The following is a 20838-nucleotide window of genomic DNA, read 5'->3' as shown; positions in this document are numbered from 1 at the left end:
CTTAGCAACAAGGTTGGCAAAAACACGACATTTTTCCAAAATAGTTTTATTGTTGTTTAATGACTCTACTGCGCCCATGACATAACAACCTCCCCCGCAACTGTGCTAGCGCCGTCAGGGAAGCGCGGACAACAAGGTACGGTAGCGCTTGGCCAGCATGGCAGCCAGTTCGCGGTAGCTGCGCTGCGCTTCGATAAACGCTGGCCCCGTGGCGGCCCGTTTGCGCGCGGCAGCAGGATCGCCCAGGATTTCATTGAGTGCCTGCGCCAGCGCAGCGGGGTCGCTGGCGGTCAGCCAGCCGGCGCCGCTACTTTCCAGTACATGTACTTGGTCTGGCGTGTCATTCCCCACGGCTGGCATGCCAAGCGCCAGGTACTCGAGCAGCTTGGTGGGCGAACTGACGTCGTACAGCGGCCCGCGGGGGATGAATGACACGGCTGCATCGGCGGCAACCAGCAATTCCCACGCCTGCGCCGATGGCAGCCAGCCCGTGATACGCACGGCCTCGGCCAGTCCTAATTGACGCACATACTCGAGCAGCATGACTTCATCGTGTGGCGTCGGCGAATTGCCTATCAACAGCAGGCAAGCCGTCGGTGAAGTTGCGCGCATGATCGCCAGCGCGTCGATCACCCGCTCCAGCTGGCGCGACTTGTCCAGCGTACCGAGATAGGCAATCAGGGGCACATCCTCCCAGCCTTCCGGCCGGAGCGGCTGAGGCTGGGACTTGCCGAGCAGCTCCATATCAACGCCCATCGGCACCGCTGTCATGCGCTGTCCTGCAATACCCTTCGCCTGCAGCACCGCCAGCATGGCGTCACTTTGCACGAAAACGTGTTGCGCGCGCGGCAAGACCACCTTGTACAACAAGGCCTGCTCCAGCTGCCCCTTCCATAGCACCAGCCGGCTACGCCAGCCTGCGCCGCGCTGCAATTGTTCCTGCGCCCGCTCAATGCGCCCTTCGCTCATCAGGTACGACACCCAATAATAGAAGGGAATGCCCTTGCATCGGGCGATCAGCATGGCCAGCCAGCCCAGCGGTACCATATCGCGCACCTGGATGGCATCACACTCTCCCCGTTTCGCTTCCAGCAAGGCTTTCAGGCTCAGCCACAAATAGGCCAGCTCACGACGCACCCGGCTACGCTGGTAAGCTGGTCGACGCACCGAGCGGAAGCCTTGCAGGTCGGGGGCATCGGGAGACGCCTTGCCGACCACATCGCACAGTACTTGGTGGCGGGGCAGATACTTGCCAAACAACACGCTGACATCGGCGCGGAAAGTGGGCAAGGTCTCGGGCACGAACTGCAGAATTTTTAGGAACATAGTCGATCAGAAAAATAGCCGAAAAATGCAAATAGAGGCCGAATACGGCTCACTACGACGGAAAAAACTTGCAGAATATATCACCATTCGGCAAAAAATTATCTTGATAACATCTTTTTACGTGCATATGTCGCTCGGGATGTAGTTAATGTGATAATTGCATTTTTTTGGCGAGGCGTCGATGATGCATATTTTGTTGTCGCAAGCTGGCAACTATCGCGATGGAGTCAATCATTTGCGCCAGCGCAAGTGAGCATCGTTGGGCCGGCAAACGCCGCTGCAGGGATACATAGCAAGAAATGCATTCTGAAGTCCATGTTCTCCCCACCATTGCTGCGAGCGTGCGGCCCCTGGACGCCCAGCGACCGCATCCTGGTGTTCGACTGGCAATCGCTGCCGATACTTGCCATGATACGCTTCAGAATGTTGCCTCGTCCCAACAAGTTACTGGTCATGGCTAGCTTCATCCATGGGCAGCGGGCTGCGCCGTATTGCAACCGGACCGGCCATTGGCGACGCTACCCATGGGGTTTATCGCCTTTTCTCAAGGCGAAGTCCGGAATCTGCTCGACGACGTCGGCATGGATACGACAGCCGTGCATTTCCTTCGGTGGCGCCAGGCGCCCGATGGCCGGGCAGATGCGGCGGACATGGGCGGTGATGGCTTTATTGTCAGCGGTGGCTATTCCAATCGCGACGATGCACTGTGATTGAGGGCGACGCGCGATATCGATGCGCCAAACCGCATCGTCGCCTCAGCGTACAAGCAGATTGATGCTGCAGTTACCCCCATGCCATGGTGTACCGGGATATTGCTGAAGGAAAATTTGAAGCACTGCCGGTGCACAGTCGGGTCCTTGCCATGCACTTCAAGAGTCAAGGGGAGGCCTGCGGCCAAAGCGTGCTTCTGCGCGTGCTGCGCAACGTAGAGCGCTGATTGCGATATGCGATGAGGCGATCGTAGCCACCCTGAGTCGCGATAACGGAGGATTCGTCCCACGCAGCGACGCCTGCGCCATGCACAGCGCGCTGCTGCGTGCCTTGCAAGACGCTGATTTCAGGACCAAGCTCAGCAACCAGATTCGCCAGGCCAAGCAGCACTCGAGCGTGGCAGCAGCCGGGGGAAGAAATCGAGCGGTTTCTGTTGTCAGATTGAAAAAAGCCTGCGGCACGCCGCAGGCTAATCAAGCCAGGCACTGCATGACAGTGCCTGTGTGAACGTCACTTCTTTAGTTCGGTATCGTGATCGTCTGCGCTCCCACCTTCAGAACCCTGCCCGTCTGTGTCGACGTAAGCGTCGTCTTGGGGCGCTTGCATCCCACGTCAAGCAATACGATAAATTCGGCAGACTTCGCCTTCACCGACTTGACGAATGCCCCATGGTCTTCCGTCGTCCCCTGCTTTGGCGGCGGTCCTGAGCGGACTTGATAGCCATTACTTTCAGTGCCCAGGGAGCTGATACACAGCGTGCGGTCGACTTTGCTAATCTTCACAGCAGTCGAACTCTCCTTGAGAATCGGCCCACCCGCATGCAGATTCCATTCAAACGACAGCGCCGTCGGCGCGCTCAGCTTGTCGACCACGACCACCGCATCCTGTCCGCGCACATACCATACCTTGCGCACGGCCGAACTCAGTGCGCCACCATAGGCAGGCGTCGCATCGCCGGCGGCATAGTCCAGTGTTGGCGTCGTGGAAAACGCCGTGATCTTGCCATTCATGGCCAGATTCTGCGTATTTTGATCGATGATTTGCCCAACGCCATTATTGAAAGTGATGGCGTTTTTAGCCTTGGTCTGGCGATACCATGACAGACCCAGCGGCGAATAGAAATAGTCCTGGTAACCCGATTCAATCAACAAACGGCGTCCACCGCTATCGATCACAATCGAATTCTGGTCCCCGTGGCTATGATTATAGGAACCGTAGGGACTGGACTTGAAATACACCGAGGTGCGCTTGAGGTCGGACAAATTGCTGTGCATGGCGACCCAGCCGATACTCGGATACAAGGCGGCATTTGCTGGAGGAAGCGGCGCGTCGGTAACCGTCTGGACCGGCAGCGGGTATGGCGCTTGCAACAATGTCAAATCATCTTCGTCGCCTGGTATATTCTTGGCATACCATGCGGCATTGGCCGACTTGATGCGCGACGAAAAACCTTTCAGCACAAAGTTATACATATCCTCCTCGTGCGCATCGCCAAACACATGGCCGGGCGCTCCTGGCGGCACGAACTGCATCAGGTAGCGTGAAAATCCGGCAGCCCAGGGTTTATCGAAGATATTCACGCCTGTGATTTCGGCCATCGGCTGCCACATTTGCAACATATTGTCCGCGCTGTACATGCCGTAGGCAGTGCCATTGGAAAAGCCGCCTTCCGGGCCGCTCCAGACACTGATGGAATTAACATAGGGACGGAAGGAGAAATCGAACCATTTATCAGCAGCAGGGATATCACCCATCGTCAAGGTCGAGACCAGAGCCAGAAAACCTCGTGCCTCCGTACCGTGGGAATCATACGGCTGGTAGTCGAGACGACCATCGTCGCTGGAAAGATCGGCGTACAGCGCTCCAAAGCGCGCATTGATCGACGCCATCCAGCGGGCCTTGCGTGCTCCATCCTTCGCCAATTCGGCGAAGAGCAAATCCGCAGTCTTCGCCAATGCCATTGTAATGGTGTTCGATCCGATATCGTGATTGACATAGCTCGTCATGCCAGCGGGACTGAGCGCCGCCAGTTGGTCGCCTCGGGTCAGCGCTTCCTGCAGATACTTCGACTCGCCTGTGATCCGATACAGCACCGCCGCACCAAGCGCCTGATTGCTGATATCGCCCACAGACTGTGAAATTTGGTTAATGTATAAAGTCCGCGTCGCCGACGGCATGGTCGAGGTCAACGGCCATTTTGCATCCGAGGGAGCTGCCAACGCGTATTGCTGGCCAACAATCTGGCTGCTCACGTACGAACTCAGCCGAGTCAGGGCCGGGCCACGTGCTGTAATCATGGCTTGCGTCCATTTGGACCTAGGCAGAAAAGTGCTGGCCTGCTGGCGCGGACGCGCATGCGCCAGAATCCTGGCCTTGATCGTCCCCGCTTCCGGCACTTCAAACAACTGCGACGAACTGTCGATCGTAAAGCTGCGCGGCGTCGACCAGTCAACCTTGGTGCTGGGCCGCACCCGCCAGGTGTACTCACCGGCAGCAAAAGCCTTTGAAGGCAAGTAAACGTTACTGGTCGACGTAAACGTTGCGACCGTCGCGCCATTTTTTTGCACTTCCAGCGTGTAAGAAGGAGGCTTGGTTGCGCTGGGATAGCGCGACCACGCAAAGGCTGGCGGGTTCTGCGCTTGTATCTGGCGATCCGCAGGCGCTGGTCGCACGACGGATAAATCTGTCGATTCTGCCCAGTCTGCCCTGCCCGGCCCGGAACATACACTCATCGTCAACGCAAGACCGACGGAAAAAAAAGACTTCTTGTGAATCATTATTGGCTCCAGCAGTAGAATAATCGGACATAAGCGGGAGTGACACAGCAACCTCATCAAGCTTGCCGGGCTGCCGTATAAAAAATACAGTGTTTCATTCTTATGCACTGTACTTAAATATCACTCCTCGTACTTCCTTTTCACAACTATACACCTGATATAAAGAAATTGCGTTACCAGAAGTCAACAAACAGCCATAAAACCAATAATAAAGCCCAAAAAAAATCTTCTCCAAGCACACCAATTACAATATATAAATACAATCATTCAAGCTGCAAAAAACATAACATTTCAAGCAAATTAATGAACCTGAAAACAATATTCATACTGGAAATATTTCTCATAATTCATCAAATTTCATTACTGAAAACCTGAATAACTCCACTGAAAAAATGATTTAATTTCAATATATTGTTAAAATATAATTCAGATACCCGCAGGAAAATTTATCAATTTTTCAAATGCAAAAAAACTAAAGGTGTTGCATACGACTGCCGCCCCCCCCCACAGAGCTGACATATATCAATCGCCAGCAGATACAGCACAAAACGCAGTGCCATACCGCCCCCATAAACTATGGAACAATTCCCGGCATTCAATTGCAGCATCTTTGAATATTTAAAAACAAGACCTTGGGTTCAACCAGAATATTCGAGGTTGAATACATTTCCGCACGGCTGAAGGCGAGATGTGAGGATATTGCAATCGTCTTAGACTGAGGCACACGGTGAATAGTGGCAAATTAATCTGCAGCTCCATCATCGTGGTATTTCCCGCCATAATTCTTCATCAGCGTTGTCCAACTTGCACATCTTGCTTAATATCACAAATAGGCCATTGCCGCACCAGGCCTTCGAAATCCACCCAACGGCGATAAACAGGCCCGCAATTTAATATGCCATGGGCTTGCGTCGCATAAAATTCTTCCAGAAAACTTATTTTCGCATTGATATTTTTTGCGAGAAATTTTGGCGTTTCCAACTCTTTCAAGACAGGCGGCATCAACAGAACTGAAGATGAGAAATCAACTAACTTCCTGACGCAGTGCGAAATTTGCATGTGGTGGCTATGTCCGTATTCGCCTTCAGCATTATGCGTAGCAACGGTACGCCAGGTCTTCAACGACAAATAGTGAGAGATTACATATTCCAATTCGGATTCCGGCAAGGACTCATTAAAAACATCTTTAAAATCATGAATGATGCCCTTTACTCCAAATGCTCTCATTGCAAAAATAAACTCCGTGCGGCGCGCCAAATTATCGCCATTGGTCAGGCATACTACAAACGGCTTATGTTCCTTGATATAGTTATAAAAGAAAATAACATCGTCATCAGGGTGAGCGATAAAGAGAATATTCTCAAAATCAGCAACCACATCCAATGCTGGAAATTTGACCTTCCAAACCAAGGACTTTACGCGCGCATAAAATTTCCGGAATATACTTACGCGAGAGATGAAAACTATAATGGGTAACATTTTTCCTCACAACATATCGACATTTAACTTATCCACATTTGGAAATCCTGATACGATCAAGCAGAAATTCAATACAAAACACCCTTGGCGTTTTTCGTGAAGAACTTGACACCAGGGCAAAATCCAATGCAAATATACATTCAACCATCAGGCCATTCGTAAATTGATCAGCCTCGCAAACAAAAAATTCCTCACCGCCGCCGCATGTCATTCACTTGCTGCCCACAACAGAATTGAAGCAGCAACAACAGCTAATAAATACAGCATGCAATGAATTGCCGCATCAATTCGAACGGGCTGTGGCACAAATGCCTGATCAAAACTCAGGATAAAGAAAATCAATGAAAGATGCGCTAAATACAACCAAAGACCATAAGCAGCCAGGAAATTGAAAAATTAAAAATGTATCACTGGAACATTTTTGGCCATGAAAAATTAATGAGACTGCAAAAAAACCATTCCATACAAATGTCCTGATAGAATCCGGCTTCATGCTGCTCCACCATTCAGGAAAGAAAAGTGCACGGCTGGCCAGCAAAGATGCGCCATCGCTGTAATGGACGGCCAGCACTTAGAGCAAGGCGATCATCCGTAAAGCGGGAAGAACGACGATACATGGTTGAGTCACTGTGTCGATGGGGTATTTGCAATAATAGTAACATATTGCTAGCATGGCATCAATAAGCGTGGCACCGATCAGACAGCCACTCATGACATCACAGGATGACAGCCTTATAGGGGCTAGAGAAGCATCAGAGCCGCACATATGCAACAGCCCTGACAAGCAGATTGTGACTACATAATCAGAAGCCGCTCATTGGCATGTCCAACAACAAGGGCCTGAGCCGCCGAGGCTGCGCAGGACATTCAGCCAGATTGGCGTACTCGACGGAATTGTTGGCAATGGAAGTCTGGATTCACGAAGATGGAAGAGCGCTTGCCTGTCAACTGCCAGGCTCTTCCAGTCTGGATTAGGGTGATTATTCACCAAGCCATAGCAGATGCTTCCTCAGGACCCGCAACGTTATGTGCTCACCACGTCTTTCCCGAAATGGCACCGTTCTGCATGATACTAGCGCTGCCAGAAACGTAAACATTGTCAGGGACATCAGCCAACATCGGCGATACGGCTGTCGCTCTCGAACGGTGTAAAGGAAATATCCCAACGGCGCTGCAACACTGATCCTTTAAGAATTTTGAACATCAGCCGCTTGATGCGGCTATTGAACCAAGATCCCGACAGTCCGTAATGATGGATGCCAATAGTCTGCGGGGTAATATCGCTATACATCAATTGCTTTGCGTTACGCGGATTGCTACGATCATATGGATTAAATGGGTAGAAGGTAACTGGATCAAGTTGCGTGCTGTTCCCGCCGCGATCCAACTCCACCGCTCTCTTCAGCACCATAGGCGAAGTAGCGAATAGGCGCCGCGCCACCAGTTCGCGTAAAATCAGGCTGCAGGCCGTCGCCATCACAGGATTGCCTGCTTCGCACGCCAAAAATCCAGCACCGTAGCCCTGGCCCACATCCTCGAGCGTTTCGCGTGCCATCACGCAACCACGCAAACCCAGCACGGAATCGAGCGACGTAATCAACTCCAGGTCAGTATCAAGGTAGATGCCACCATGCTTGGACAGCACATCGAAACGTACCCAGTCCGCAACGAAGGCCCACTTCTTTTGAATAATCGCCTCCCGACAATAATCATTGTCAATGTCGGCATTATCCTCATTCCATAATTTCAACTCATATTCTGGACAATATTTCTTCCAGGACTCAATACAGCGGCGATGCAAGGTACTCATTTCGCCCCGGCCAAACCAGCAGTAGTGTATAACTTTAGGAATCATTTATACCTCAAGGGAATTTTTTTCAGCAAGACGATTATGACAGCGGCTACAAATATGACATGGATAAGAAAGGCAAGTACCGCACCAAATAATCCGAAATACACAGTCAGCAGCCACAATTTCAGCAAATAAAATATATTTGTCGCCACAGCAATGATCGTCGTTTCCCGCAATTTCCCGAGCGCCCAGTAAAACGAATGCGTGGTCACGAAAGTACCGGCGATGACAGCGGTCAAAAGAACAACGGTAAATTCCGGCAAATAATCTTGCAGCACGGGGAAGAGTCTCGGCATCCAGAGGAATTGACTCACATAACACAGGATACCGGCCACTGACGTCACGCAAAACAACATCTTCATCGTCTTGATCCACAAGCTGAATGCCCCCCTCAAATCGCCAGCATTAACGAGTTCGGCAAACGCAGGAATCGAGGCAGAATAAAATGGTGCCGTGGCCAGATTCACCAGGGAATAGATGCGCTTTAAAATACTGAAGACTCCGAGGTTGGCCCCAGGTAAGGCGAAACCAATGATGATACGATCAAGCTGCGCCACGGGCAGGTCGCAGATTGCCTGCAAGGTACTCCACTTGCCCGCTTCCATCAGGCGCCCCTGACGCAGCTCAGTCTCCGGTAGTGCTCCTTCGATCCCACATCTGCTGCGGAAAATCAGGAAGAACAGGACCAGGCAACGTAGCACTTCCGGCACCGTATACGCCAGTACCATGCTCGACAAGGTGGGGTGATAGTGCGACACGGCAAACAGTACAATCAGCTTGAACAGATTGGTCAGAAAACCGGCATACATCAGCACATTGTATTGATTGACCAGCCTGAAATAGGCATTGTGCGTGCCGATCACGGGAAAGACTGCCGCCAGGGACAGCAACAACAGATTTAAGCCGGAAAAATCCTTAACTTGAGGCAATGGCGAGAGGGCCAAGCCGCAGGCCACCAGCACCACGGCCAGCATCGCCAGCAATTCATAGCGGGCGCTTTTGATGACAGCGCCGCGCAATAATGCGGCCTCGATGTTGTGGCCCGGCAGCGCTACCAACATGCCTTGCCAATACTGGAAGCCACAGATGGTAAATACCGTCAAGGCAATCGACTGCACCAGCACCAGATGGCCATACGCCTCCACGCCCGCAATAGCCAGCATCACCGGTATGGTCAGCACACTCACACCTGCGCCCGCCACATTCAGCAAGAACATCATCGAGCTATTTTTGACCAGATTGCCAAATGCCTTGTTTGCGGTACTCATTTACGCAATGACTTCGCGTAAATTCTTGCCCTTATCAGGCAGGGTTTCAGCGGCCTTGTCCACGGGGTTCGCAGGCTGGCCAAAACGTACAAACTGCACGATGCAGCCCAGGCAGAAATAGCACACCAATTGCATTGCAGGTTCGTCTATCAGGGTGCGGTTATACACCAGCGTACTCACGAATAGCATCAGCATGACGGTACTCGTGTCCGCCATTGCCAAGCGTTCGGCGCTCTCCCCGCTACGCGCCACATAACGAATGCCCAGGCGAATTCCGAGCACAAAAATGGATAAGTACGCCAAAGTTCCAAGTATCCCGACGTCCCACAGCAGCGTCGCCATACCGGTGGAGCCAATCTGCAGGGTGCGGTAACGGGCCGCGACTACACCGCGTCCAACAGTCGGGCTGACCGCGCTGGCGCCAGGTCCGGAGCCGATCAGGCGCTCCTGAATGGTGAGTGCGGGATCGTTGTACCAAAACGCCAGTGTCGCAGCACGGCTGACTTCACCGGTGACGTAATTAATGTTATTGGGGTCGACCGCATAGGCGCCCAAGGTATTCACCTTGTCTTCGGTTGTTTCAGTCTTGGTGCCCTCGCCCCAATACAGGGCGTGGTAGGTCATGAAGATGCCCGAACTGATCACCGACATCAGCGCCACAAAAACAATGAACGCCATGATATTTTTCATGACCCTGCGACGCAAGATCCAGAAGACCCCCAAAGGCAGCCACAGGAAAACCGCCTTGACCTCTCCCAGCAGAATGATCGCCAGGCCAATCACAAAGACGAACACCACCTGCCACAGGGGGCTGATACCGCGTACCCAGCGCGCCAGCATATACAGCATGGCTGCGACGGTAAATAGAACCAGTACCGGACTCATATTCGCACCGAAAGAACCGACGACACTATCCCAGCCCAGGCTGCTTATCATGAAGAAGTGCTGATATACGACCAGCGGAAGTTGCATAAACGCAATGACAACCACCATCGACCACAAGAGCAGCAAGCGTTTGTCGGACCATTCGAACCAGTACATGGCAAACAGCACGCCAAACATTGGCAAGCAGAAACGCAGGGTGGAAATCAACTGCCCAGTCGTGGCGTGACCGAGAAAAATACTGAAGGCATAAAATGCCAAATATATCCACACGGCGACAATGACGCGCGTCGCGCCCTGGGAGTGGGCGCCCAAATGATCGCTCCCCAAGCGGTTCGACAAGCTCGCCTCGAGAATGGCCCGGGCAAAAAACAGGGCGCTCAGCCCGCTGGCCATCCATGTTGCCAAACGCATCTCGAAAAAAAACTGGACAGCGCCTGAGATGAAAAACACAGCGAAGAAAAGGATAGGCATCAATTTTTTCGTGCTCACCAGCAGCAGGATCGGTATGAAGATCAGCGCGCCGGTCAGTACAACGGTCAGCTGTATCTCCCCAAGAGCGATAACCATGCCAAGCACGAGCGCCGTCGCCAATCCTCCAAGAATCAGCAAAAAGGCGCTCAGGCCAGGCATGCCCTGTTTGGCCTTGCCTGGCCTGGCCCGTACGGCTTGCGCAGGGGTGGCGTTCAAACGCAGTTTCTGGGGGAAAAAACTCATATATATTCCATGCACGGCGTGGACGCCGGGCTCAAAAGGTGAAACGCTGTCAGAGCACCGGCTACAGCGCGGTGCCGGCAAAGTGCTGGCGCAAGTTCGCAGGCATGGCCTGCAGCAACTGTTCAACAAACGCCTGCTGCAAACGATAACCCTCTTCTGTATCGCCGCCGATACTCGATACCCGCATCAGAGTTGCGTCGGGAATCAGGCCCCGCATGGCATACGCCAGCTTGGCCTTCTTGACTGCCCACAAAGTGGGGACCGCCTGGTCGCCAACGACGACCCAATACGTGATCGGCTCAATACGGCTATTGAGTGTGGCGACCATGCGGGACGCGGATATCGCACCTGCCTTGGTAGGCAGCGATATCTGGGTCGTCTCGCCTACCGCAAAACCCTGTCCGCCATAGCAGCCCTCCGGGAAATGCACGGACAGATCGTCGCGCTGGTCGGTACCGTAGGCGATCGACAGCATGATGCGCTCGCCCTGCGAGTTCACATACGTGCGCGACAAGGTTTCGGCATAAATTTTATTGAGTTCTGCGAGCGTGGTGGGGTTGATCACCGCAGCGATCTGGGTCGTATCTTCCTGCCAATCGCCAAACTTGGCCGGAATCGCCGTACTAAGGATGACCCGCGCACGCGTATCGGCCAGGCGCATCGTGGGCGTGACCGCTTTGGTACACAAGGCGCCGACCAGCATCATGGCCGCCATGGACCAGCTGATCATCGTACTCTTTTTCATGAAGCCACCTTTCGGGCATGCCACAACCGTGCCAGCCACTGCAGCAAGGAGTCCAGGCTCAAAATCAACACCAGCGCGCTAATGAATAGCACCATCCCCGCAAAACCATGCAGGAAACCCTGTCCTGCGGCATCGCCGAAATAATAAGTGACCAACGTCAATGTGACCACGCGCATCACGTTTGCGGTAAAGGAAATAGGAATAATCAGGATCGCCAGGCCTATATTGCGGATAGCCGAGGTATGACGCACCAGATTCAGATAGAACAGGCCAAGCGCTTCCAGCGTCAGCAGCGTTTGCAGACCAGCACAAGCGTCGGCTACCAGAAGCTGATACTGGCCGATCTGCAAAATCACGCCAGTGCGTGCTATCGGATAGCCGAACCAGTACAGGATATGCTCACACACATACGAGACAGCCATCTTCATTGGCAAGGTCAGCGCACTGACGACCGAGCTTGGCAGCGGAATCATGAACAACATGAAGAAGAACGGAAACCAGGCCACACGCAGCGCCTCCACGCCCAGCTTGAGCACCAGGATGGCAGCCGTGAGCATGACAAAGGAGCCAATCTCGAAGGCAAGAATCTGCTGGGAACGGCCAACAATGTAAATCAGAAGCCCGGCGACGAACAGCACCCAGCCCAACAGTGGGGCACGGTTAAATTGCGCGACGGCCAATATCCGTTCGCGCTGGCGCCAGATGAGCCAGAACGCGAGCAGCAGAATAATGGGACCGTGCGCCTGTTCCTCGGTCATCCAAATGCCGGTAAACAAGCCGTAAAACGATGGCACATACAGCACTGCGAATCCGACCACGATAGGCAGCCATTCAAGCAGCAAATCGCGGCCTTGCAGGCTACTCCCCAGGTCAGGTCGAGTGCTCGTACTCATCAGAAGTCTACCAGTACCGAGCCGATTACTTGCGCGCCGCTATGCAGCATCTGTTCAGTCATGGCATTGATGTCGGCGACCGGAGTGTGATTCTTGCGTGCCACCAGCAGTACGCCACCGGTGCGCGCGGCCAGGGCCAACGCATCGGAACCGAGCGAGAATGCCGCCGAGTCATACAGCACGACGTCATACGTCGCTTCGAGCTCGGTGCGCAAGGTGGAAAATGCCGGGCGGCTCAACAGTTCCTGCGGATTCGGCGGCAAGGTGCCAGCGCCCAGCACGGACAGGTCGACAAACGATTCGATGCGCGTAATCACATCGCGTTCGGCCCGACCGGCCAGGATGTCCGACAAGCCCTGGCGGCCTTCCATGCCGAAAATCTCGTGCTGGCTGGGATTACGCAAGTTTGCATCGACCAGCAGCGTCTGTTCGCCCAACTGGGAAAATACCACGGCCAGGTTGGCAGCAAACAAGCTGGTGCCGTCACCATCATTGACACCGACCACCACCAGAGATTTTCGACCCAGCGCCATCCAGCGCAACATCAGCTGGCTGCGGATGGCGCGCAAGGTTTCCACCTGCGGGCTGAAAGGCTGGTAGGCAGCGATCAGCTTGTCGGAATACTTGCCCTCTCCCTGCTGCAGATAGGGATAATCAAACTGGCGCGCCAGGACTTGCTGGATATCCGCCTCAGTCACCAGCCCAAGACGCTGGGCGGCCTCGCCGAAGCGTATGCCCAACTCCTTTTGCATGCGCAGGACACGTTCGGCACTTTCAGGCGTGATCTTGCCCAAGGAAAGCAAAAGTGCACCGATGCTTGAGTCGGCAGTCCGCGGCGTCGCAGATACTAGCGGTTGCAATGCTGGATTCATATTATCCCCAATACTTAATTACTTAATTAAAACGCAAACTGCGCGGCAACAACGATTTAAATCGGTTCAGGCGCGGACGTGTCGGCGCACTCCAGTCGATCGAACCGAGCACAGGCAATTGCAACAATTCGCTCAGGTCAGCTTCCGAACGCACGCGGCGGTCCAGCATTTCCGCCAGCAAGGAAAAGCCCACACCGAGCAAGCCGCCCAGGAACAGGGCCAGCAGCGTATTCAACATGACCTTTGGGCCAGCAGGCTTGATCGGTGCAACGGCAGGGTTGAGCAGGAATATATCGGATTGTTCAGACTTGCCCTCGATACTGGTCTGCGAGAAGCGCTGCGAAGCGATATCGAAGGCGCGTTGGGCGCTTTCCACATCTTTTTGCATCACGCCCATTTCGTCACGGGTACGGTTCAACTCAAGCACCTTGTTTTTTTGTGCCGTCAACGCGGCGCGCACCGAGCCTTCGCGCTGCTGCATGATGCCGGCGTTCTTGCTGACCGAATTTGACGTCACGCGCGTGCTGTCAGCCAGTTCGCTGCGCATGCGTTCGACCTCGGCGCGCAGGCTTTCGTATTGAGGATGATTGCGTCCCAGTCGCTGCCCCATCTCGGCAAGCCTCGATTCAGACGTTGCCAGGCTCAGCTTCAAGTTCTGGACCAGCGGGTTCGACGCCACATCGGGCGACTCAGAGCCCGCATTGCCTTCGGCCATGCGCTGGCGCGACGACGCCTCCATCGACAGGCCTTGCGCGGCGACCAATTGAGCGGATAGATCGTTCAAGCGGTTCGATTCCACGTCGAGGCGGTTATCCACGCTGACAATACCGTGCTCTTGCTGGTACTTCGACAAGCGGCTTTGCGCCGCTTCCAGGCTGTCACGCAACAGTTTCGTTTGCTCATTGAAATACACGGCCACCTTTTTCAATGGATCGACTTTCAGCTGAGTACTGGTTTTTTGGTACTCATCAGCAAAAGCATTGGCGATGGCCGCGACAAACTGCGGGTCGTTGCCCTTGAAGCTGATATCGACCACGCTGCTTTCGCGCGACGGCACGATTTCCAGCTTGGACAGCAACAGATCCGCCAGCCAGTCGCGCACGGTGCCCTGGCCTTCAGTCACCTCATTGAACTGGGCAATGACGGCGGGACTTTCCGCCAGCCGCAGCTGATCGACGACCTTCAGCGCCACGTTCTTGCTGCTGATAATGTCGATTTGCGTCGACATATAGCCCGGCAACAACTGCATAGGCAATGCCAGTCCGGTCACTGGATCGACGCCCTTGTAGCTGATCAACACGGACGCCGTACCCTTATAGGTCTTGGGCAGCATGAGGCTCACCACCACCGTCGCCCCGACTGTGATGAGCAAAGTGAATAGCAAGATTCGTTTGCGGACAAACAAGACGAGCAAAAACTGGTGGAAATTCATAATTAACTCTCATATCAGTAAAACAAAGCCAGTCAGGCCGGCGCGCCGGAACTATGCAGCTTAAAACAAGCTTTCTTTGACATACACGACATCATCGACCTGGATGACGTCGTCATGCTTGGCATCGAGCACTTGCATGACACCTGCAGCATCGCGGCGCTTGATGCGCACGCCACGCTCCGTACCGCGCTGCGTCAAACCTCCGCCAACGGACAGGGCTTGCAACACAGTCATCGAGCGCTCCAGGCGGAATGCACCCGGACGCTGCACTTCGCCATAAATATAAAAACGTGGCGCACGTTCGACATACAGGATATCGTTGCCAGCCAAGTCAAAGTCGCGGGCCAGATCTGCACTGCGCATCATGTCGACGATGTCAACAGTCTCTTTGGTGGTGGTGTCAGCGCGCTTGCGTATCAGGCTAACCACATCTCCGGCGTCAGGACCTTGGCCGCCAGCCATGGCCAGAATATCGAGCAGGCTACGCTTGCCCTCGATCGGATAGCGACCAGGCCGATTTACCTGACCCAGCACGGACACTTGCTGGCTCTGCAATGCAGTCACAATGATATTAACTTGAGCCTTGCGTAAAAAACCGCCACTTTCGAGCGCCTGGCCAAGCTTTTTCTCTGCCGCAGCAACAGACAAGCCTCCCACAGCTACTGCCCCTACCAGGGGGAATGTTATGTTACCGGCCTCGCTGACACGTGTTTCCAGGCCAAGATCAGGACTGCCATACACGGAAATCTTCAGCACATCACCAGCACCGAGCAATACCTCGGCGGCACCTGCCATACCAACGCTGCAGGCCATCAGTGCAGCTGCTATCCACATTGCAAGTCGTTTCATGATTTGCTCTATCCTTTTAAAAACTCTGTTGTACCCCAAAATACCTGCCTGCACTTACTTCAAACCAAGCCCGGCGCGCGCATTCACCTCGCCATTATCAGCCGACGGCGCCGGTGGTGCAGCGACGGGCGGTGCCGGCACCGGCACTGAAACGCCTGCCGCGGATGCGGATGCGGATGCTGACTTCTCGGTCTTGTTCAGGTATTCGATCTTGGCGCTGGCGCGCAAGCGTTTCAGCTCGGCTTGCGCGGCATCCTTGTTCTTCTTATTGAAGAGGAATTGTTCGATCTGCGGCGTCGCTTGCGCCAGCACCACCGGGCTATCCTTGATATCGGCCAGGGAAATCAATAAGGTACGCTCACCTTCGCGGACGATGAACAGCTGACCTGCCGGCATAGATGCCAGCTTGGCGCTCAATTCAGGCGCGAGATCGGCACTGGTACGCGACAGTTGCATCCGGCCAAACTTGACATGATGGGCGTCCAACCATGCCGCCACTTCTTCCAGCGACTTCGCACGATCCATCGCCGCCTTCAGATCATCATTCATGTCCGCCGTGGCGATGAGCAGTTGACGCATATCAAACTGCTTGCGCTGGCTAAAGTACTGCGGATTCTTGTTAAAGTACTCTTCCACCTCGGCCGCTGTCGGCTTGGCAATCGCACCGATGCGTTTTTGCATGTAGGCCTGGGCAATGATCAAGGCCTTGGCACGCTCAATTGCTTGTACCACTTTGGGGTCACGGTCGATTTTGTCTTTGACGGCCTCATTTTGTAATAACTGGCGGTCGATCAACGACTCCAGCAATTGCTTGCTGGCCGTCTCTTGCTGAACTGCGGGTACATTGGCATGCTGCAACTCGTCATTCAGTTGCAATACCGTAATTTCCTCACCATTGACGCTCGCCAATGCTTGGCCGACTCTTTTTTCCTTGCCGCCACAGGCAGACAATCCGACAGCGACCAATAGGACCAATGCAACACCCGACCATCGCGTATTGGCGACTGATCTGCGGAGTGTCAAACCAGAGTTGTGAAAATGATTCAAAATTACTCCTTCGATTTAGCTTCCAAAAACGCAATTAATTACCAAAAAGCAATATCCTACCGACATGGAGCATTGCCTAAAACAACACGCATCTTCAGAAATTAGTGATCTGATGCAAACAATTATCAATATAATAAAATATCATACACAAAATACAAGGAAATGGGAAATCATTTGCTTAAAAATCTACGAAGAAGGTTTTAATACAACTGTTTCTGGTGTCGACTTGTCGACAAAGTTCCCCCGAATGGACCACTTCCCAAAGTGCAATATTTTTAAGCAATAGCCTTCTGTGTACGCAATAGATCTTGCTCAGACGCAGCTGATACGCGGGTAGCCTGCAGTGGATGCAGGCAAGGAAGGGTCGGCACAAGACGCGAACCCATAACAGGCATAGGCACTAGGTCAGAGGCGGGGGCTACAGGTAATCCCGAGGATGACCTGTGTGCGCATATTTTATCGCGTATTGACTGAGCGCAAAATAAATCCCTCCCCCTCCGCCTGCCTGTCAATGTGCATTATCGCGTTTCAGCACCACCTTCACGGTCCGCATGATGATCCACAAATCGAGCCATAACGACCAGCTACGCAAGTAATCGAGGTCAAAATGAATGCGTGCCTCCATTTTGTCCAGGGTCTCCGTCTCACCGCGCAAGCCATTGACTTGCGCCCATCCAGTGATGCCAGGTTTGACTTTGTGGCGCAACATGTAGCCTTTGATCAACTTGCGGTACTGTTCGTTGTGCGCTACCGCATGCGGACGCGGCCCGACAATACTCATACGCCCTTGCAGCACGTTGATAAACTGCGGCAATTCATCAAGCGAACTCTTGCGCAGAAAAGCGCCAATGGGGGTCAGGCGCTGGTCATTCCTGGTGGCCTGCACCACCTTGTCGCCATCCTCGCTAACGGTCATTGAGCGAAATTTATACACAATAATCTCCTCGCCATACAGGCCATAACGGCGCTGGCGGAAAATCACGGGCCCCTTCGAAGTCAACTTGACGGCGATGGCGATGACCAGCATCACGGGCAGTAACATAATCTGGATCAATAGACCCAGCACGATATCGCTACTGCGCTTGACCATGCTGTTAAAGCCCGTGAACGGCGATTCGCGGATGGCGATCACGGGCATGCCGCCCACGTTGTCGAAACGCGCCTGCATCAGATCGAAAATATAAATATCGGGCAAGAAGTACACGGACGCCGTCGTATCTTCGAGCTCATCGAGCATCTTGCGGATGCGCGGCTGGGCCGAAATCGGCTGGCTGATGAATATCATCTTGATATTATGTTCGCGCACATAGGCGGCTATATCACTCATTTTACCCAGCATGGGCTCGCGCATCCTCTCAGGCCATCGGTCATCCGTTCGATCGTCGAAAAAGCCGCGCACGCTCATGAAGAGATTCGGATTGCGCTCGATGATGGTGGCAAACTTCAGGCTGGCGTCATTGGCTCCGATAATGACCACCGAGCGCACTTCGCTTTCACCATCAGGACGCAGGCTGAACTTGCGCCCCGCCAAGTGCCCTGCCAGCAACACAAATGGCGTGAGGATAAACCAGGCCAGTACCACCTGCGTATCAAAGTGATAAGTGAGGCCCGTGGCCGAGCCGAGGAAGGTCAGAATGAGCGCGGTGATCGTCCAGGCCACCAGAATATCGCGCGCATAGGCCAACATGCGCCCGCTGCGCCAGGTACGGTAAGGATCGACGTGATGGAACACCGTCGACGCAATGAAGACGGCGAGTATCATCAACACCAGCGTATAGCCGGTAAACGGCGCGCCGGACATGAGCGTCAGCAGATACAGCAGGCCCATGATGATCATCGGATCGAGGACGCGCTGAAAAAACGAGATCAGAGGTATATCATTGACAGTCATGTTGATCTTTAAAACTGTACGCTGCCATTGAAGGAAATACCCTTGGCACGATAGCCGCCGCTATCGACGATGGCGACGCCATCGCGCCGCTCGTGGAACAGGCGTACGCCAAGCTGGACTTTCGGATGTGGCGCATACGTGGCGCCAAGCGAGGCGGTACGGGTGGTGTCGCGGCCGTCACCAGGCAGCACCAGGCCGCTGACGGCAGAGAAATCGCGCCGTTCCTGGCGCAGCTGCGCATCGACGCTCACCTTCGACGTGGCCGCCCACGTGGTGCCCACGCTGGCGCCAGTGTTCAGGCTGCTCGTTACCAGCGAATTGTCGACCGAACCAAATTCGCGCCAGACGACGCCCGTGAAATTGACCTTGCCCAAAGGCTTCCAGTACACGCTCAGCCGGCCATTCGTGCCGCTGGCATCGTGCCCGGACAGCAAGCTGTTACGGTGGCGCACCCAGCCGCCCAGAAACTCCATCTGCGTGATGCCGCTGAGCTCCCAATACACGTTTGCCTTGATCTCGTCCTGGGTATAGCCATTACCGTAAATGCTGGTATCGAACGCATTGCGGTTCGGATAGTTGCCGTTCAAGTGACGTAACTGCAGGCCGATGCGGCTATTGCTGGGCGCCAGGTAGTCGACGCCAAATTCCGTCGCGTCTTCCGTCCAGTTGGAAAAAGCCTGCGAGGGCAAGTCGTACGAATAACGGTTGCGCGACAGGCCGCCGCGCACGCGCCAGCTGGGGTGGAAGCGCCAGGCGCCATTCAGGTATTCTTGGCGCTCCGTGCGCAAATTGCGCAAAGTGCTCTGAAAATCGTTGAACGGCGTCAGGCTCTGCGAATAACTGGCGCCCACATGGCCTTCGAGGTGGTTGGCGATGTGCCACTCCAGGTCGGCCAGGTAATCCTTGCCATCGTAGTCGAACTGGCTGAAGCGGTTGAAGCTCACCTTCGACCACTTGGCCTGGCCCGTCAGTATCTGGCGGCCGATGGGACGGTTGAACAGGAAGCCCGCCTGCAGCATCTTCGACGTGTCCGAGCGGGGGCCGGAAAAACCCGGCACCACATCCGGCAAGCGCATCAGGTTGTCATCGTACGAGTACGTCGCGGCAACGAAAGGCTTGATAGTGTCGCTGATATCGGCCAGCGCGGCGCCACTGGCAAAGGTGCTGGCCAGAAAGATTGCGCCGTGCAGGCATGGGCTTGCCGAGATGGCAACGGCAACGGCTTTTTTACGCAAGGAATTCAACATGGATTTTATCTTCGAAAGATCACACAGTTGATAGGCAATACTACCAGTAAATCCAATGCCCACCAGAAATAATCCAGAGCCCCAGCACGCCGTTCGTCACGCCATGCGCGAGGATAGGCGACCACAGGGACTGGCTACGCATGTACAACAAACTATATGCAGCACCGGCCACGATGCCGGCCAGCCATAAATTATGTTCAAAGCCAAACAGCAACACGCTGATGACGAAGGCCTTGGCGCTGGCGAGGCGGGGATCAGCCCGCAAAAAATCCTGCTTGTCGATCCAGCGCAACAGGAAGGAGCGCCAGAACAACTCCTCCATCACGGGCACCACCAGCGCGGCACCGGCGATACGCAGCAGCACCAGGCTCCACTCGATACGGCCATCGTTGCGCGGATCGTAGCCATCGGGATTGCCAATGCGCATCCAGTGGGCGTCGAGATTGATCCACAACAGAAAAACAACAACACCCGCGACCAGCGCCCCGAGAATGGCACGCGCGCCCAGCGGCGTCCACATCAATTCCGAATAACTGCGGCGCCAGTACAACAACATGCCCAGCACGACGCCGATCTTGACGGCATACAGCCAGCGCAAATCCTGCGCGGCAACGCCCAGTCGACCGAGCATGTCGGCAATGAAAATGAAGGAGAGATAGGCCAGGAATGGCGCTACCCGGGGCAAGGCGGCGCGGTCAAACATCTTGCCGCGCATCGGAGGTGGAGCCACGCGCCGGACGCGATGGTCCGGAGCGCGTGTTTTTCATGACAAACATGCATACCCCGATGTAATAAATATAATTATATAATTATATCAAGCCGTATCGTTGCCGTGGCAAATATCCTGGCT

16 protein-coding genes are annotated in these 20838 nt (G+C 54.2%); 1 reads left to right on the top strand and 15 read right to left on the bottom strand.

All coding sequences use genetic code 11. From position 1 onward, the window contains the following. Positions 1–114: 114 nt before the first annotated feature. A complete protein-coding gene (locus CLU92_RS26855; protein WP_101484363.1) occupies positions 115–1326 on the bottom strand; it encodes a glycosyltransferase in 1212 nt (403 codons plus the stop codon). 524 nt (positions 1327–1850) lie between these two features. On the opposite strand from CLU92_RS26855, the gene CLU92_RS26845 reads away from it, so the two are divergent. Beyond that, complete coding sequence (locus CLU92_RS26845) at positions 1851–2036, top strand: hypothetical protein (protein WP_101484361.1); 186 nt, start codon at positions 1851–1853, stop codon at positions 2034–2036. Between the two features lie 519 nt (positions 2037–2555). Here the strand turns inward: CLU92_RS26845 and CLU92_RS26840 are convergent. The 14 genes from CLU92_RS26840 to CLU92_RS26775 form a co-directional block, all read right to left on the bottom strand. Beyond that, positions 2556–4814, bottom strand: a complete 2259-nt coding sequence (locus CLU92_RS26840; protein WP_243858402.1) for a DUF4962 domain-containing protein — start codon at positions 4812–4814, stop codon at positions 2556–2558. A gap of 789 nt (positions 4815–5603) precedes the next feature. Continuing rightward, positions 5604–6293, bottom strand: coding sequence for a PIG-L family deacetylase (locus CLU92_RS26835; RefSeq protein WP_101484359.1), 690 nt, complete (start codon positions 6291–6293; stop codon positions 5604–5606). Between the two features lie 1108 nt (positions 6294–7401). After that, positions 7402–8148, bottom strand: coding sequence for a glycosyltransferase family 32 protein (locus tag CLU92_RS26830; protein ID WP_101484358.1), 747 nt, complete (start codon positions 8146–8148; stop codon positions 7402–7404). Beyond that, positions 8145–9413: a lipopolysaccharide biosynthesis protein gene (locus CLU92_RS26825; protein WP_101484357.1), complete on the bottom strand. Its 1269-nt coding sequence runs from the start codon at positions 9411–9413 to the stop codon at positions 8145–8147. Before CLU92_RS26825 ends, CLU92_RS26830 begins: the two co-directional genes overlap by 4 nt. After that, on the bottom strand, positions 9414–11012 hold the full coding sequence (locus tag CLU92_RS26820; RefSeq protein ID WP_101484356.1) for a hypothetical protein: 1599 nt from the start codon (positions 11010–11012) through the stop codon (positions 9414–9416). Positions 11013–11073: 61 nt separating this feature from the next. Further along, positions 11074–11757 (bottom strand): exosortase-associated protein EpsI, B-type, encoded by a 684-nt coding sequence (gene epsI, locus CLU92_RS26815; protein ID WP_101484355.1) that lies wholly within the window; start codon positions 11755–11757, stop codon positions 11074–11076. Continuing rightward, on the bottom strand, positions 11754–12650 hold the full coding sequence (gene xrtB, locus CLU92_RS26810; protein WP_101484354.1) for an exosortase B: 897 nt from the start codon (positions 12648–12650) through the stop codon (positions 11754–11756). The genes epsI and xrtB overlap by 4 nt, the downstream gene beginning before the upstream one ends. Next, a complete protein-coding gene (epsG, locus tag CLU92_RS26805; protein WP_101484353.1) occupies positions 12650–13522 on the bottom strand; it encodes a chain length determinant protein tyrosine kinase EpsG in 873 nt (290 codons plus the stop codon). The genes xrtB and epsG overlap by 1 nt, the downstream gene beginning before the upstream one ends. A 22-nt stretch (positions 13523–13544) precedes the next feature. Beyond that, the gene (epsF, locus tag CLU92_RS26800; protein WP_101484352.1) at positions 13545–14954 is read right to left on the bottom strand and encodes a chain length determinant protein EpsF; all 1410 of its coding nucleotides are present in this window, start codon (positions 14952–14954) and stop codon (positions 13545–13547) included. 60 nt (positions 14955–15014) lie between these two features. Next, positions 15015–15803, bottom strand: a complete 789-nt coding sequence (gene epsE / locus CLU92_RS26795) for a polysaccharide export protein EpsE (RefSeq protein ID WP_166674903.1) — start codon at positions 15801–15803, stop codon at positions 15015–15017. A gap of 54 nt (positions 15804–15857) precedes the next feature. Next, positions 15858–16850 carry an EpsD family peptidyl-prolyl cis-trans isomerase gene (locus tag CLU92_RS26790; RefSeq protein WP_373918854.1) on the bottom strand — a complete coding sequence of 331 codons (993 nt, stop codon included), beginning with the start codon at positions 16848–16850 and terminating at the stop codon, positions 15858–15860. A gap of 508 nt (positions 16851–17358) precedes the next feature. Further along, positions 17359–18741 carry an undecaprenyl-phosphate glucose phosphotransferase gene (locus tag CLU92_RS26785; RefSeq protein WP_101484349.1) on the bottom strand — a complete coding sequence of 461 codons (1383 nt, stop codon included), beginning with the start codon at positions 18739–18741 and terminating at the stop codon, positions 17359–17361. Positions 18742–18749: 8 nt separating this feature from the next. Further along, positions 18750–19988: an XrtB/PEP-CTERM-associated polysaccharide biosynthesis outer membrane protein EpsL gene (gene epsL / locus CLU92_RS26780; RefSeq protein ID WP_257562221.1), complete on the bottom strand. Its 1239-nt coding sequence runs from the start codon at positions 19986–19988 to the stop codon at positions 18750–18752. A 40-nt stretch (positions 19989–20028) separates the two neighbouring features. Further along, positions 20029–20718, bottom strand: coding sequence for a CAAX prenyl protease-related protein (locus tag CLU92_RS26775; protein ID WP_243858406.1), 690 nt, complete (start codon positions 20716–20718; stop codon positions 20029–20031). Between the last annotated feature and the right edge of the window lie 120 nt (positions 20719–20838).

Source organism: Janthinobacterium sp. 61 (assembly GCF_002846335.1).
Classification (GTDB): domain Bacteria; phylum Pseudomonadota; class Gammaproteobacteria; order Burkholderiales; family Burkholderiaceae_D; genus Janthinobacterium.
The sequence above is the reverse complement of the archived record's forward strand: the minus strand, read 5'-3'. Positions and strand labels throughout refer to the sequence as shown.